At 29.8% G+C, this 15,028-nt stretch carries 13 protein-coding genes, 1 tRNA gene and 1 riboswitch; of the genes, 7 read left to right on the top strand and 7 right to left on the bottom strand.

Going from position 1 to position 15,028, the window contains the following annotated elements; genetic code table 11:
• Positions 1-31: 31 nt before the first annotated feature.
• Complete coding sequence (locus tag Q0714_RS10720) at positions 32-3,235, top strand: S41 family peptidase (protein WP_298264841.1); 3,204 nt, start codon at positions 32-34, stop codon at positions 3,233-3,235.
• Between the two features lie 188 nt (positions 3,236-3,423).
• Here the strand turns inward: Q0714_RS10720 and Q0714_RS10715 are convergent, their stop codons facing one another.
• The 3 genes from Q0714_RS10715 to ahcY form a co-directional block, all read right to left on the bottom strand.
• A complete protein-coding gene (locus tag Q0714_RS10715) occupies positions 3,424-4,650 on the bottom strand; it encodes a serine hydrolase (RefSeq protein ID WP_298264840.1) in 1,227 nt (408 codons plus the stop codon).
• A 129-nt stretch (positions 4,651-4,779) separates the two neighbouring features.
• A tRNA-Ala gene (locus Q0714_RS10710) sits at positions 4,780-4,853 on the bottom strand.
• Positions 4,854-4,928: 75 nt separating this feature from the next.
• Positions 4,929-6,245, bottom strand: coding sequence for an adenosylhomocysteinase (gene ahcY / locus Q0714_RS10705; RefSeq protein ID WP_298264838.1), 1,317 nt, complete (start codon positions 6,243-6,245; stop codon positions 4,929-4,931).
• Positions 6,246-6,332: 87 nt separating this feature from the next.
• Here ahcY and Q0714_RS10700 point away from each other — a divergent pair, with 87 nt between their 5' ends.
• From Q0714_RS10700 to Q0714_RS10675, 6 genes are all read left to right on the top strand, one after another.
• A complete protein-coding gene (locus Q0714_RS10700) occupies positions 6,333-6,968 on the top strand; it encodes a 4'-phosphopantetheinyl transferase family protein (RefSeq protein ID WP_298264837.1) in 636 nt (211 codons plus the stop codon).
• A complete protein-coding gene (locus tag Q0714_RS10695) occupies positions 6,961-7,677 on the top strand; it encodes a geranylgeranylglyceryl/heptaprenylglyceryl phosphate synthase (protein WP_298264836.1) in 717 nt (238 codons plus the stop codon). The genes Q0714_RS10700 and Q0714_RS10695 overlap by 8 nt, the downstream gene beginning before the upstream one ends.
• A 3-nt stretch (positions 7,678-7,680) precedes the next feature.
• Complete coding sequence (gene pnuC, locus Q0714_RS10690; protein ID WP_298264835.1) at positions 7,681-8,313, top strand: nicotinamide riboside transporter PnuC; 633 nt, start codon at positions 7,681-7,683, stop codon at positions 8,311-8,313.
• Positions 8,274-8,873: an ATP-binding protein gene (locus Q0714_RS10685; protein WP_298264834.1), complete on the top strand. Its 600-nt coding sequence runs from the start codon at positions 8,274-8,276 to the stop codon at positions 8,871-8,873. The genes pnuC and Q0714_RS10685 overlap by 40 nt, the downstream gene beginning before the upstream one ends.
• Complete coding sequence (gene arfB / locus Q0714_RS10680; RefSeq protein WP_298264833.1) at positions 8,870-9,271, top strand: alternative ribosome rescue aminoacyl-tRNA hydrolase ArfB; 402 nt, start codon at positions 8,870-8,872, stop codon at positions 9,269-9,271. The genes Q0714_RS10685 and arfB overlap by 4 nt, the downstream gene beginning before the upstream one ends.
• 383 nt (positions 9,272-9,654) lie before the next feature.
• Positions 9,655-9,744: riboswitch (TPP riboswitch) on the top strand.
• Between the two features lie 75 nt (positions 9,745-9,819).
• The gene (locus Q0714_RS10675) at positions 9,820-12,201 is read left to right on the top strand and encodes a TonB-dependent receptor (protein ID WP_298264831.1); all 2,382 of its coding nucleotides are present in this window, start codon (positions 9,820-9,822) and stop codon (positions 12,199-12,201) included.
• Between the two features lie 66 nt (positions 12,202-12,267).
• Here the strand turns inward: Q0714_RS10675 and Q0714_RS10670 are convergent, their stop codons facing one another.
• From Q0714_RS10670 to Q0714_RS10655, 4 genes are all read right to left on the bottom strand, one after another.
• Positions 12,268-13,578 (bottom strand): FAD/NAD(P)-binding oxidoreductase, encoded by a 1,311-nt coding sequence (locus tag Q0714_RS10670; RefSeq protein WP_298264829.1) that lies wholly within the window; start codon positions 13,576-13,578, stop codon positions 12,268-12,270.
• 113 nt (positions 13,579-13,691) lie between these two features.
• The gene (locus tag Q0714_RS10665; RefSeq protein WP_298264828.1) at positions 13,692-13,970 is read right to left on the bottom strand and encodes a heavy metal-associated domain-containing protein; all 279 of its coding nucleotides are present in this window, start codon (positions 13,968-13,970) and stop codon (positions 13,692-13,694) included.
• A gap of 16 nt (positions 13,971-13,986) precedes the next feature.
• Positions 13,987-14,574, bottom strand: a complete 588-nt coding sequence (locus tag Q0714_RS10660) for a DUF3365 domain-containing protein (protein WP_298264827.1) — start codon at positions 14,572-14,574, stop codon at positions 13,987-13,989.
• Positions 14,558-14,968 (bottom strand): rhodanese-like domain-containing protein, encoded by a 411-nt coding sequence (locus Q0714_RS10655; protein WP_298264825.1) that lies wholly within the window; start codon positions 14,966-14,968, stop codon positions 14,558-14,560. The genes Q0714_RS10660 and Q0714_RS10655 overlap by 17 nt, the downstream gene beginning before the upstream one ends.
• Positions 14,969-15,028: the final 60 nt, after the last annotated feature.

Genomic DNA, 15,028 nt, shown 5'->3' with positions numbered 1-15,028 from the left:
ACCTTTGAAAGTATATCAATTAATTTTACTTATGAAGAATATACTTTTCACTCTTACTTGTATACTTACAATTCAAACTACTTTAAATTCACAAAACAATCCGTTAATTAATTCACCAACATTAAGCCCAAATGGAGAAACTATAGCCTTTAATTATCAAGGTGATATTTGGACTACTTCAAAAAATGGCGATAATTTAAAACGTTTAACTATACATGAAGCTTATGACACCAATCCTATTTGGAGTCCAGATGGAAAAACAATAGCGTTTCAAAGTAACAGGTTTGGTAATAATGATGTTTTTACAATTCCTTCTACTGGTGGAATACCAAAAAGAATTACCTACCACTCTTCCAATGATCAGGTTACAGATTTCACTACTGATAACAATATTATATTTAGTACCGCTAGAAATTTTGTGCAAATTGAACGTGAACCAGAAGTTCATTCTGTAAATTCAAATGGTGGTACACCTTTTAGATTACTTAACACAGTAGGCTTCGATGCTACCCTTTCACCAAATAAAAAATTTATTGCCTTTACAAAAGGATCCTGTAGAATTGAACGTGAAGCATATCAAGGTCCAGCAAATAGAGATATTTGGTTGTATGATATTAAAAATGATAGCTATCATCAACTTACATCATTTGTAGGTCAAGATTTAGCTCCTCAATGGGCTAATAATAATACCCTTTATTTTCAATCTGCAAGAAGTGGAAAATACAATATCCATAAATTAACTATTGACCAAAATGGAAATAAACTTGGTGAAATAACTCAGATTACAAACTTAAAAGATATGGGAATTTTCTCATTCGATTTAAGTAGTAATGGAACTGATATTGTTATGACTTCTGGTGATAAAATTTGGTTGTTAGATATCACTTCTAATAAAACAACTCCTATTTCAATTACTATTAATAGTGATTATCGATTTGACCCTATAGTTAGAAAATCATACACCAATAATGCTTCTGAAGTTGAAGTTTCACCAAATGGAAAATTAAGCGCTATAGTTATTAGAGGTGAAATTTTTATAACCGAAAACAATTCTGAGAAGAATAGAACAATCAATGTTTCAAATTCAGCTTATAAAGATGAAGATGTGGTATGGTTAAATGATGAGGTTCTATTATTTGTTTCTGATAGAAATGGAACTGATAATATTTACGCCATCACATCTAATGATGCTGAAAATAAAAATTTATTTAGCTCATTAAAACATCAAATTACACAACTTACCAACCATAAAGAAGGTGTTTCAAATATAAAGTTGGCTCCTAACAAAAAATCAATAGCTTTTAATAAGGGATATGGAAAACTTATAGTCGCTTCTATTGACAACGATGGTAAAATAAGTAAAGAAAAAACATTGGTTGATGGTTGGGATACTCCTTCTGGAATTTCTTGGTCACCAGATTCAAAATGGTTAGCATATAGTTTAAGCGATTTATACTTTAACGACGAAATTTACATTCATAAAGCAGACAATAGTAAAAAACCTGTGAATATTTCAATGCACCCTAAATCTGACTTTGGACCAATTTGGAGTGAAGACGGATCAAAAATCGGGTTTTCTTCAAACAGAAATAATGGAGACCATGATATATGGTTTGTATGGTTACAAAAAAAGGATTGGGAAAAAACCCAACAAGATTGGGAAGAAATCACCAATGATACAAAAGAAAAGAAAGACAAAAACAAGGAAGAAAATTCTATACCTGATATCATTATTGATTTTGACAATATACACGAACGCCAACAGCAAGTTACAGCTTATAATGGAGGTGAGTTTTTAAATGCCATTTCTAAAGATGGAAAAACTTTTTATTATACCACAGGAAATAGTGGAAGAGGAAATCCTGATGTAACTTCAAATTTATATAAAATTAACTGGGACGGAAAAGAAAACAAAGAATTAACTAAAGGTAATACAAGACCTAGAAATATTTCCCTAACCGACAAAGAAGATTATATTTATTACATAAGTAGCGGTAGAATTTCAAGAATAAAATTAGCAAATGCTAAAAAAGAAAGCATTCCTTTTAATGCTAAAATGATTATTGATTATACCGAGGAAGCCAATCAAATTTTTGAACAAGCTTGGAAAACAATTGAAGACCGATTTTACGATCCTAATCATCATGGTCAAAACTGGAATGAGCTTAAAAAAACATACAAACCATTAGCTTTAAAAGCCTCAACTAGAGATGATTTTAAAATTATTTTTAATAAAATGTTAGGGCAAATTAATGCCAGTCATATGGGAATGTACCGAGGAGAAGATAGAAAAGAGGTTCAAAATGAGAGAACAGGTATATTGGGTGTAGAGTTAATACCAATGGCTAATAATAAATTAAAGATTTCTTATGTGGTGCCAAATTCTGCTGCTGACAGAGAAATTAGCAAACTCTTGGTTGGAGATATTATCAACACAGTAAATGGAGAAAAAGTTTCAACTTCAGAAAATATTTACAAACATTTAGTTGCCACAACCAATGAAAAAATTATTTTAGGAATAACCTCTAAAGGAGTTGATAAAGAAGTTATTATTAGACCTAAGTCAAGTGGAAGAACAGATAATTATAATGCTTGGGTAAAAGAACGCAAACGCTTAACCGAAAAATATTCAAATGGAAAATTAGGTTATATACACATTCAAGGGATGAATTGGACAAGTTTTGAACATTTTGAACGTGAATTAACCGCTGCAGGGTTTGGAAAAGAAGGAATTGTGATTGATGTAAGATACAATGGTGGTGGATGGACTACTGATTATTTAATGGCAGTATTAAATGTTAAACAACATGCATATACTATTCCTAGAGGAGCATCAAATGATTTAAGTAAAGATCATAAAGCCTTTAAAAACTATTATCCGTTTAGTGAAAGATTGCCTTTAGCTGCTTGGACCAAACCTTCAATTGCATTATGCAACCAAAATAGTTATTCCAATGCTGAAATATTTTCACATGCTTACAAAGAATTGGGTTTAGGAAAATTAGTAGGCATCCCAACTTTTGGAGCTGTAATTTCAACTGGAGGTCAAACTTTAATAGATGGTTCGTATGTGAGAGTTCCTTATAGAGGTTGGTATGTAAAATCTTCTGAAAAAAACATGGATTTTACTCCAGCAATGCCAGATATAGTCATAAACAATAGCCCTGATGATAGGTCAAAAGGAACTGATACGCAGCTTAAAAAAGCTGTAGAAGAATTATTAAAAGACATTTAAAAATAAAATAAAGGGGGAATTTCCCCTTTATTTTTCAGTTAATCACCCCTTAATTTATTTAAGCGTTAGCCCTACTTTTGAAATAGGAAAAAGAAATATATGTTATTGTTATTTTATGGGAAATTGCAATGAAAAACCACTCAATTGAGTGGTTTTTTTCAATAGGTTATAACTGAAAGCTTTAAAACCTAATTATAGGTTAAGTTTTCAGCAAACTGTAAATTATCTTTAACAAAATTTTCTTCAACTATTTTTTTTACTTTTTTAGTGAGTGAAGAAATTCCATTATAACTAGTATGTTCTAAAATAATAATCGCTAAATTATCATTTAAATATTGTGTAACTCCTGTTCTAAAACCATTCCATTTACCATGGTGGTAAATCATGTTTTTATCATCTTTATCAATTCTAAAACCAAAACCATACGGAACTTTTCTCCCATACATAGTTTTTCCATAAGAATACATAAGTTTTAACGACTCTTTTGATAGTAGCTCACCGCTATTAAGTGCAAGTATCCACTTATACAAGTCTCTACTTGTTGAATACACATTTTTATCACCTACAATAGCATCATTTATTGTGTTGTTAATTTTTAAATGCCTCCAACCTCTATACAATCTATAACCGTCCAGTTGATTTCCTTTCGCGATATCAACTCCATAACTAAAAATATAGGAATCTTTCATCCCCAGTGGTTCAAAAATATTCTTTTTTACAAAAGTACTAAAACTCATTTCACTAACTTTTTCAACTATTGAAGCTAATACAAAATAACCTGTATTTGAATAATCAAAATTTCTTCCTGGTTTAAAAAACCTTTGCACATTACTAGTTTGTAATAAGTTCATCATCTCGTTATTTGTAGGAGCCTTTTCTTGTTTCCATTTATGTTCGGCAACCCAAAAATACTTTGGTAATCCTGCTGTGTGATTTAGTAAGTTAGTAATGGTAACATTTTTATAAGGGAAGTCTGGAAAAAAACGATTTACAGTATCTGTTAGTTTAATTTTGTTTCTTTCGTATAACAGCATAATTGCTGCGGCTGTAAACTGTTTACTTACTGAAGCCAATTGAAATATTGAAGAAGCATTCAAAGAATCTTTCTTTCTAAAATCAGCATAACCTATTTGTTTTTCGTATAAAATTTTTCCATCTTTTGCTATTAATAAAGAACCATGAAAATCATGTCTTTTATTTATTCTTTGCAATAATGAATCTAATTGTTGACTTACTTTTTTTGTTTGCTTTGCTGGGTATTTTTTTATTTGATGTGCAATCTGTTTCTTTACTGTAGAAGTGATTACATTTTCCTTCTTATCTTCCTTTAAATTTTCTTTTTTTGAAGTGCTGAGTATGAATATACTTAAAAAAATAATTAGGGGTAAAACGGTATATTTAATAAATTTTTTCAAACGAGGTTTAGGGTTTAGCTGGCAAGTTAACAATCTATCTTAATTTTTTCAAAAAACAACTTAAATTTTAACATTTCTTTTAAAACTAAACAAGGCTTTCAGTGTCCTAAAAGCCTTGGTACTAGTAAGTGGAGAAGATGGGAGTCGAACCCACGACCTCTTGACTGCCAGTCAAGCGCTCTAGCCAACTGAGCTACATCCCCATATAAAGCGCAAAATAATAAAAAAGCTTCATTAAATTTTATAATGAAGCTTTTTTTATCAGAAATTTATAGCTATTAATATCTGTAATATTCTGGTTTATAAGGCCCTTCAACTTTTACTCCAATATATTTTGCTTGGTCTTCACGAAGGGTTTCTAATTCAACTCCAATTTTTGCCAAATGTAACCGAGCAACTTTTTCATCTAAATGTTTTGGCAACATATAAACTTTATTTTCATAAGCTTCTCTGTTATTCCATAATTCTAATTGAGCCAATGTTTGGTTGGTAAATGAATTACTCATCACAAAACTTGGATGCCCTGTAGCACAGCCTAAGTTAACTAAACGTCCTTCAGCTAATACAATAATTTCATTTTCACCTAAAGTATATTTATCAACTTGAGGTTTTATTTCAACTTTCGTAGATCCATAATTTTTGTTCAACCAAGCCATATCAATTTCATTATCAAAATGTCCAATATTACAAACAATGGTTTTATCTTTCATTGCTTCAAAATGTTGTTCTTGAACTATATCTTTGTTTCCTGTAGTTGTTATAATAATGTCGGCATTTCCAACAATGGTATCTAATTTTTTTACTTCAAAACCATCCATAGCAGCCTGTAATGCACAAATTGGATCAATTTCAGTAATAGTAACTATAGAACCAGCTCCTCTAAACGAAGCTGCTGTTCCTTTACCAACATCTCCATATCCACAAACCACCACACGTTTACCCGCTAACATTACATCAGTAGCTCTTCTAATAGCATCAACAGAACTTTCTCTACATCCATATTTATTATCAAACTTAGATTTTGTTACAGAGTCATTTACATTTATGGCTGGCATAGGTAATGTTCCTGCTTTCATTCTATCATATAAACGATGAACTCCTGTTGTAGTTTCCTCAGATAACCCTTTAATCCCTTTCGCTAATTCAGGGTATTTATCTAACACCATATTGGTTAAATCTCCTCCATCATCTAAAATTAAGTTTAAAGGTTTTTTATCTTCGCCAAAGAACAATGTTTGTTCAATACACCAATCAAATTCTTCTTCCGTCATTCCTTTCCACGCGTACACAGATATCCCAGCGGCTGCAATTGCTGCTGCTGCTTGATCTTGAGTTGAAAATATATTACAAGAACTCCAAGTAACTTCGGCTCCTAAATCCACCAACGTTTCAATTAAAACAGCTGTTTGTATCGTCATGTGTAAACATCCTGCAATTCTTGCCCCTTTTAAAGGCTTTTGCCCTTTATACTCTTCTCTTAAACTCATTAAACCAGGCATTTCAGCCTCTGCCAATTGAATTTCTTTACGTCCCCATTCAGCAAGATTGATATCTTTTACTTTATATTTTACGTAAGTTGATGTTTCTGTACTCATATTTATTAAATTTGTTTTTTTATTTATAAACAAAAAAATGTTTGTTTACGATTTTGCAAAAGTACGAAATACCTTTTAAAAAACTAAATGCCTTTATTTAAAACCATTAGACCTAATAAGTATACTTCAATTTATGTTTGGAAAATTGAAGAATCTTTTGATGAATTAGCATTGTCAGTATCATTAACTAATAGAAGTAAAGATAGATTACTTTCAATGAAGTCTGAACTGCACCAACGCGGCTTTTTAAGTGTTCGACATTTATTAAAAGAAGCTGGTTATACTGATTTTGATTTATTGTATAACGGAAATGGAAAACCCCATTTAAAAGATAACAAACATATTTCAATTACCCATTCTTTTACATTTTCAGCACTTATAATTAGTGATGTTGAAGTTGGAATTGATATTGAAAAAAACAGAGAAAAAATAAAAATCATCCAACATAAATTTGTCAATTTTGAAAGAGGTTTTATACATAAAGATGATGACTATTTAGAACAATTAACTGTTATTTGGGGAGCAAAAGAAAGTTTGTATAAAATTTATCCTTATGGAGGGCTTACTTTTAAAAATGATATAGATATTGATTCATTCAAAATTTCTGACAAAAAAACAACTGGTTATATAAAAGCAACGGATTGGGATAAAAAATACCGTATTTATTTTGAACAATTGGGAGGTTTTACCTTAGTTTATGCAATAGATAATTACCATGAGTAAATCCATTATTGCATCCATAAAAAAAGCTTCCAAAGAAGGAAAAAAGTTATTAGCTATTCTTATAGATCCTGAAAAAGTTATTGTAGATGAAATTCCATCAATAACTCAAAAAATTGAAGGCTTAAATGCCAATTATATTTTTATTGGTGGTAGTACTGTAAAAAAAGAAGTAATGGAGATTGTAACTAAAAAAATTAAAGAAAACACGAAAATCCCTTTAATTTTATTCCCTGGAGATTACACCCAAATTAGCAATAGCGCAGACGCTTTATTGTTTTTATCGCTACTTTCAGGTAGAAATCCAGAATATTTAATTGATCAACAAATTAAAGCGGTTCCATTTTTAAAAAACTCTACTTTAGAAATCATTCCTACAGGCTATATTTTAATAGATGGCGGAACAATTTCTTCAGTACTAAAAGTAAGTAAAACAACTGCAATACCTCAAGAAAATATTGAATTAGCTGTTTCAACAGCGGTTGCTGGAATGTATAAAGGAAAACAACTTATTTATTTAGAAGCTGGTAGTGGTGCAAAAAAACCAGTAAACTCTAAATTAATATCCACAGTAAAACAACATATTTCAATTCCTTTAATTGTTGGAGGAGGTATAAAATCAAAAAAACAATTACAAAATACTTATAAAAGCGGAGCCGATTTAGTGGTAATTGGTACTGCTTTTGAAAACAATTTAGATTTAGCTATTTAAAATATGAATGAAATTTTCAATTATCTTTTTGGTCAATATCATGAATACGAAACTTTAGACATTGTATTAGAAATTATTGCTGTTATTTTCGGCTTTTTATCTGTCTGGTATTCAAAAAACAATAAAATATGGGTATATCCAACAGGAATGATTAGTACCAGTATTTTTGTTTATCTATTATTAAAATGGGGGCTACTTGGTGATATGATGATTAATGCCTATTACTTTATTATGAGTATTTATGGTTGGTATATTTGGACTCGAAAAGTTGATGCTACTCATAACACACCTATTACAAAAACAACTAAAAAAGAAAACTCATTTTCCATTCTTATTTTTATTACAACTTTAATTTTTGTTTTTGTAATCTATAAAAGCTTTGATAAATGGACAAGTTGGGTTGCCTATGTTGATACTATAACCACTGCTATATTTTTTGTTGGAATGTGGTTAATGGCTAGAAAAAAAATTGAAAATTGGATTTATTGGATTATCGGTGACATTATTTCTGTTCCTTTATATTTTTATAAAGGATTTACTTTTACAAGTTTTCAATACCTTATATTTACTATTATTGCAATTTATGGATACCTAAAATGGAAAAAACTCTTAAACAAACCGATAGAAATATTGTAAAAGTAGTATTATTTGGACCTGAAAGTACGGGTAAAACTACTTTATCTAAACAATTGGCTCGCCATTACAATACGGTTTGGGTTCCTGAATATGCACGTGAATATTTGCAGAACAAATGGAACAATGAACGTAAAACTTGTGAAAATTCAGATTTGCTTCCTATTGCTTACGGACAAATGGAATTAGAAAACAAATTAGCTGCAAAAGCGGATAGAATTTTAATTTGTGATACAGATTTATTAGAAACCAAAGTATATTCTGAAGAGTTTTATGGGGGTTTTGTTGATACTAAACTAGAAAAAGCTGCAAAACAAAACACTTACGATTTATATCTACTAACCTATATAGATACTCCTTGGGAAGAAGATGATATCAGAGACCGACCTAATGAACGCCTAGAAATGTTTAATGCCTTTGAAAATGCGTTAAAAAAAAATAATCGTCCATATATTTTACTTACTGGAAGTAAAAAAAACAGATTTAATTTTGCTGTAGAAGAAATCAATAAAATTTTAAACTCCAAGCACAACCTACAAAGATTTCCTACTCCAAAAAAATGAATACTCAAGCACTAATAAAAGAACTTAAATTTAAAGCCGTTAAAAGTAGCGGTGCTGGCGGGCAACATGTAAATAAAGTTTCCACCAAAGTTGAACTAGTTTTTGACCTTCAAAATTCTTCTGAATTTACCAAAGAAGAAAAAGAATTACTACTTCAAAAATTAAAAAATAAACTCACCAAAGAAAACAGTTTATTTTTAAGTTGTGATGAGAGCAGAAGTCAACATAAAAATAAAGAACTAGTAATACAACGTTTTTTAAAATTAATTGAAAATTCATTAAAAGTTCCCAAAAAAAGAAAAGCCACAAAACCAAGCAAATCAAGTATTGAAAAAAGAATTGATAAAAAGAAAAAACAAGCCTATAAAAAGGCTTTCCGAAGAAAGCCTGAATTGTAATTTATTAAGATATTTCTATATCTTTTAGTAGCCTCTCTACCGAGTGAGAAACTCCTTCATACTTCTTAAAAACCCATTTTTAAAAGGAATATATCAAAACCAAACTGCCGATTCTAAAAAAATATCTGTTCCATTTATTAATTTTAAAGCTACTGGCAAACAAACAATAACCAAAATAAAACTTAAATAATAACTCCATTTTTAAACTTGAATAAATTGCATTTTGTTTTTTTGCAAATTGCTCTAAAGTGCTCTATAATTCCCTGTTGAAGTATTTATTTTTTTCATCCTAATAAATTGTTTTTAAAACTAAAATGGGTAAAACTAGATAAAATAAAATTGAAAAATGTATTGCTTATTAATTTATATAGGGTAAATTTGCAGTGTCTCAAAAGGGGTGCCTAAAACGGCTGAGATCAAACCCATTGAACCTGAACAGATAATGCTGTTAAGGGATGTTCAAACAAAAATTATGTTTGGAAACAATAAATAATTATTCAAAACATCGATTAATTACCTCTTTTTAAATCGTTTTATTTTATACATAAATGAAACCATTTTTAAAATTGAAATTTAAAAAAGTGAAGAGCTTAGTAGCTTTTTTAATTATTGTATTTTCTTTAAATGCAAATGCACAAGAATTCTTTACACTCTCCGGGAAAGTAACTGATGGAAACAATCCGTTACCAGGTGCTAGTGTGTTAATTAAAGGAACTAGTAAAGGAGTAACCTCCGATTTTGATGGGAACTTTAAGTTAAACTTAAAAAAAGGTGTTTATACTTTGGTTGTTAGTATTATTAGTCAACCTAAAGAAGTAACTGTTAACCTTACTAAAGATACATTTATTTCAATTAATATGTCCGACAGCTTTGTAAGCTTGGATGAAGTATTAGTTTCCGCTGTACGCGTTAAGCCATCGTCTCCTGTCACGCATAGCAATATTTCAAAAGAAGAATTAGAAAAGCGTAATTTAGGTCAGGACATTCCTATGTTACTTAATTATTTGCCTTCAGTCACTAGCTCTTCAGATGCAGGTGCTGGTATTGGGTACACTTATATTAGAGTTAGAGGATCTGATGCATCACGAATCAATGTAACTTTAAACGGAATCCCTTATAACGATACTGAAAGTCAAGGTACATTTTGGGTAAATTTAGGTGACTTTACTTCATCAACTCAAAGTATGCAATTACAACGTGGTGTTGGAACTTCAACCAATGGTTCTGGTGCTTTTGGGGCTAGTTTAAATTTATTAACTGATGCTATTTCTGAAAATGCTTATGGAGAAATTAGTAGTGCTTTTGGCTCTTATAATACTCAAAAACATACTGTAAAATTTAGTACTGGTAAAATTAATGACCATATTGAAATTGCTGGTAGATTTTCCAAAATTGATTCTGACGGTTATATTGATAGAGCTTTTTCTGATTTAAAATCCTATTTTTTACAAGGCTCCTATGTAGATGATAATACCTTGATAAAGGCAATCACATTTGGAAATAAGGAAAAAACTTATCAAGCTTGGTATGGACTAACTGCTGAAGAACTTAAAGAAGACAGAAAACAAAACCCTTATACTTATGAAAATGAAACTGATAATTATTGGCAAGATCATTATCAACTACATTGGAATGAAAAATTAAATAATAATTGGTCTACAAACCTTGGGTTAAATTATACCAAAGGAAAAGGTTATTTTGAACAATACAAAGAAGGTAGTGCTGTGTCAAAATACAACAATATAGTTGAAGCTACTGGAACAGATTGGTACGGAAGTCCTGCAACTGATCTTATTGTTAGAAGATGGCTAAACAACGATTTTTATGTGTTAAATTTCAATGCCAATTACAAAAATGAAGCATATGAAGTTATTTCTGGAATTTCAGCCAGTAATTATACTGGAGACCATTTTGGAGAAGTAATTTGGGCCAAACAATTTGCTGAAAATGCCAATATTAGAGATCGTTATTATTTTAGCGATGCTACAAAAAATGAATTTAGTATTTACTCAAAAGCTTCCTTTAAATTAAACGAAAATTTAAGTGGTTTAGTTGATTTACAAGGACGATTTGTGAATTACAAAACTGATGGTTTAACCTCTGATAGAAATACTTTAGATATTGATAAATCTTATAGTTTTTTCAATCCAAAATTTGGATTAACTTATAAAATTAACAATACAAATAGTATTTACACCTCATATGCCAGAGCTAACAGAGAACCAAATAGAGACGATTTTAAAAACGGTTCTGATGTTCAAAATGAAGTTTTAAACGATTTTGAATTAGGTTGGCGTTTAAAAAACGAAAAAGTGGTTTTAAATACCAATGTATATTATATGTTGTATAAAAATCAATTAATTCAAACGGGTGGTTTAAATGATGTTGGAGAATATTTACGTGAAAATGTTGAAGATAGTTATCGTTTAGGATTAGAAGTTGATGCTAATATAGTTCTTTCTAATAAGCTTTCTATGAGACCAAACATCACTATAAGTTCAAATAAAATTAAAAACTTTATTTTAGAAAGAGATGATACTAGTAAAAATATAGGAACTACAAATATTGCTTTTTCTCCAAATATTATTGCAGGAAACTATTTAAATTATCAACCTGTTGAAAGTTTAACTATTAACTTTTTATCAAAATTTGTTGGAGAACAATATTTAAGCAATACAGATACAAAAGCCTCAAAATTAGATAGCTATTTTACTAGCGATTTAAATTTAACTTATGAAATAAAACCAAAATCTACTTTTAAATCTATTGTATTATCAGCACTCGTAAACAATATTTTTAACAAAGAATATGTGGATAGAGGTTACACCTATTTAGATTATTGGTCTACACCAGGAACTTCTTTTGAAGTTCAAGGGTACTACCCACAAGCTACTAGAAACTTTTTAGTTGGAGCTACCTTCAAGTTTTAATTGAGGAAAATTATTGGAAAAGAGAAAGCCTAAAGTTGAACTTTAGGCTTTTTTTATAATTTAATTTTACACTTCAATTCCTTTCATCATTTTGTTCCAATATAAATATGGAAGTCCATATTTTTTGAGCATCCATAAACGCCAATGTTCTTTTGAAGAATCAGAAATCATTAATGGGAATTGTTTTAGTTTTGGGTCTGGCTCAAAATTTTGACTGTAATCAAATTCGGCTAAAACCATTTTTCCATAACCTGTAACTAAAGGACATGAGGTATATCCTTCATATTTTTTGGTATCTAATGTGTTTACTTCAATTAATTTTAAAATATTGGCCACAACAACTGGTGCTTGTTTTCTAATTGCAGCTCCAGTTTTAGATGTTGGTAAGTTTGAAACATCACCTAAACTAAAAATATTAGGGTATTTAACGTGCTGCATAGTACCTTTATCTACATCCACCCAGCCAGTTTCAGAGGCTAGTGGAGATTTAATTATAAAATCGGGTGCACTTTGAGGAGGAGCTAAATGCATCATGTCAAAATAAATACCATACCTATCTCCACTTCTTGTCACTTTAACATCTTTATAATTATATTGAATGTCTTTATCCAATGATTTTTCATCTCCATCTGCAATAGTTACGCAACCTCCAGCAGTTATATCCTTTTCAATTTCATACCAAGCAATTTTTTTATCGGGATCAACTTTAACTAGTTTATGAAAAAATCGAACATTGATATCTTTTTTATCAATAACCTCCATTAAGGTATCTGCAATAACTTTTACTCCAAATATAGAACCGCTCGGCAATGCAAAAACAATATCAGTATGTTCTCTTAATTCTCTTTTTCTGAAATATTCATCTGCTAAATACATTATTTTTTGTGGTGCCCCTCCACATTTAATTGGAGTAGCTGGTTGCGTAAATAAAGCGGTACCTCCTTTAAATTTTTTAAGAGTTTCCCAAGTTTGTTTAGGATTTGTATAATTACTACAAACAATACCTCTATCCATAGCTTCTTTTAAGCCTGAAATCATTTCAGGAGCAATTTTTAAACCAGGTGCTACTACTAAATAATCGTAAGTATATTCCGCTCCATTTTTAGTAATTACTTTATTTTTTTCTGGCTCAAATTTATCTGCAAATTCTCTAATCCATTCAACTCCTTTAGAAATTAATGAACCCATAGGCTTTGCTGTTTTTTCAAAACTATAAGTATTCGCGCCAACTAAGGTCCAAGCTGGTTGATAATAATGTGTATCCGAAGGTTCAATAATAGCGATATTTACCGATTTACTTTTTCTTTTAAGCATCGAAGCCACCATAATTCCTGCTGTACCTCCACCAATGATAAGTATTTGAAAATGTTTGAGCATATGATTAATTTTATGTTACACAACTTTTTAAGTTTGGAAATTAACCAAAAAAAAATCGTTTATTGTGATTAAAGTCACAATAAACGATTTTAAAATTTCATCATAAATTATTCTTATTCAGTGTCTGATGACATTCTACCAGTTGCGCAACTTACAAAAGATTTTGCTTTATGTATAATTGTATTTGAGTCTCCAACTTCAGGATACCCCATGGTTCCTAATTTATTTTTAACCTCATTAATTATTGAACTATCTATAATGTCAACAGTTACTTTTGAAGTTTCCAAATCAACTGAAACGTTGCTTACTCCATCAATTAAAAGCAATCCTTTTTTTATTGAATTTGCACAACCTCCACATTTTAAATTTAATATTTCTAATGTTGTTATCATATTTATCTATTCTTTATTAATTTTTAAAAGTAATGCTCCAAATTCCTCTTAAATCTCCTTCATTATAACCAATTGCCTCATCATTTGGGTATAAAGATTTAATAATTGAATCCGTCTTTATTGTTACCGTTTCTTTAACTTTTCCATGACAAACTAAACAGTTAGCTTTTATTATTATTGGGGCGTAAAAGTGTTTTTGGCTATTGTTATTTAACTCTACAATTGGAGAAAGTCTTTCATTTTCAGTCATCAATTTCTCAAATATTTGAATCACTTCGAGTTCTCTATCAGTTGCTCTATTTCTAGAATTTCTTAATTTATTAGAAGTTCTTTTAATTTCAACATTGTATTTTTCTGACATTTCTTTTGTTAATGGTAAAGCTTCTATATTACAAAAAGGAATTGCTTTCTCAATTCCTCCCAATTGCATCTGTTCCATTAATTTACCACTTAGTTCCTTAAATGAGGCTTGTGCAATTTCTTTTCCTTTGTTAGAATATTCCAGTTTTTCTTTTTTTGATAATGAGGAGTTTTTACAAGAAACAACCCCTAAAACCAGAAGAATTATAATACTATTTCTTAACATTTTATTTAACAATTTCATGATTAGTTTTAGCCCAGTTTAAAATCCCTCCTTGTAAATCATAAACTTGTTCAAACCCCAATTTTGATATTTTTTTTGAAGCTGAAGAAGTTCTATTACCCGACCTACAATACATAAAAATTGGCTTAGTTTTATCTAATTTAGAAATTTCATCTAAAAAATTCTTGTCAAAATAATTAATATTAACTGCTCCATCAATATGTCCTTCTAAAAATTCATTTGGTGTTCTAATATCAATAATTGTTTTATTTATAGATTTCTCTTTAAATTCTTTGGGTGCAATCACATTAATTTCACCAAATTCAGTGATGGTTTTTGAAGCTTTTTTATTGTTACAATTTACATTCAATAACGCTAAAAATAACAATAATGATAATTTAATAGTAGTTTTCATGAGTTTTTGATTTTTTACAAAAGTAAAGTTACACTAAAATTCATATAGTAACCATTGTTA

It is taken from the genome of uncultured Lutibacter sp. (assembly GCF_947493565.1).
In the GTDB taxonomy this organism is placed as follows: domain Bacteria; phylum Bacteroidota; class Bacteroidia; order Flavobacteriales; family Flavobacteriaceae; genus Lutibacter; species Lutibacter aestuarii.
Note: the sequence above shows the minus strand (reverse complement) of the source record. Positions and strands in the feature narration are given on the sequence as shown.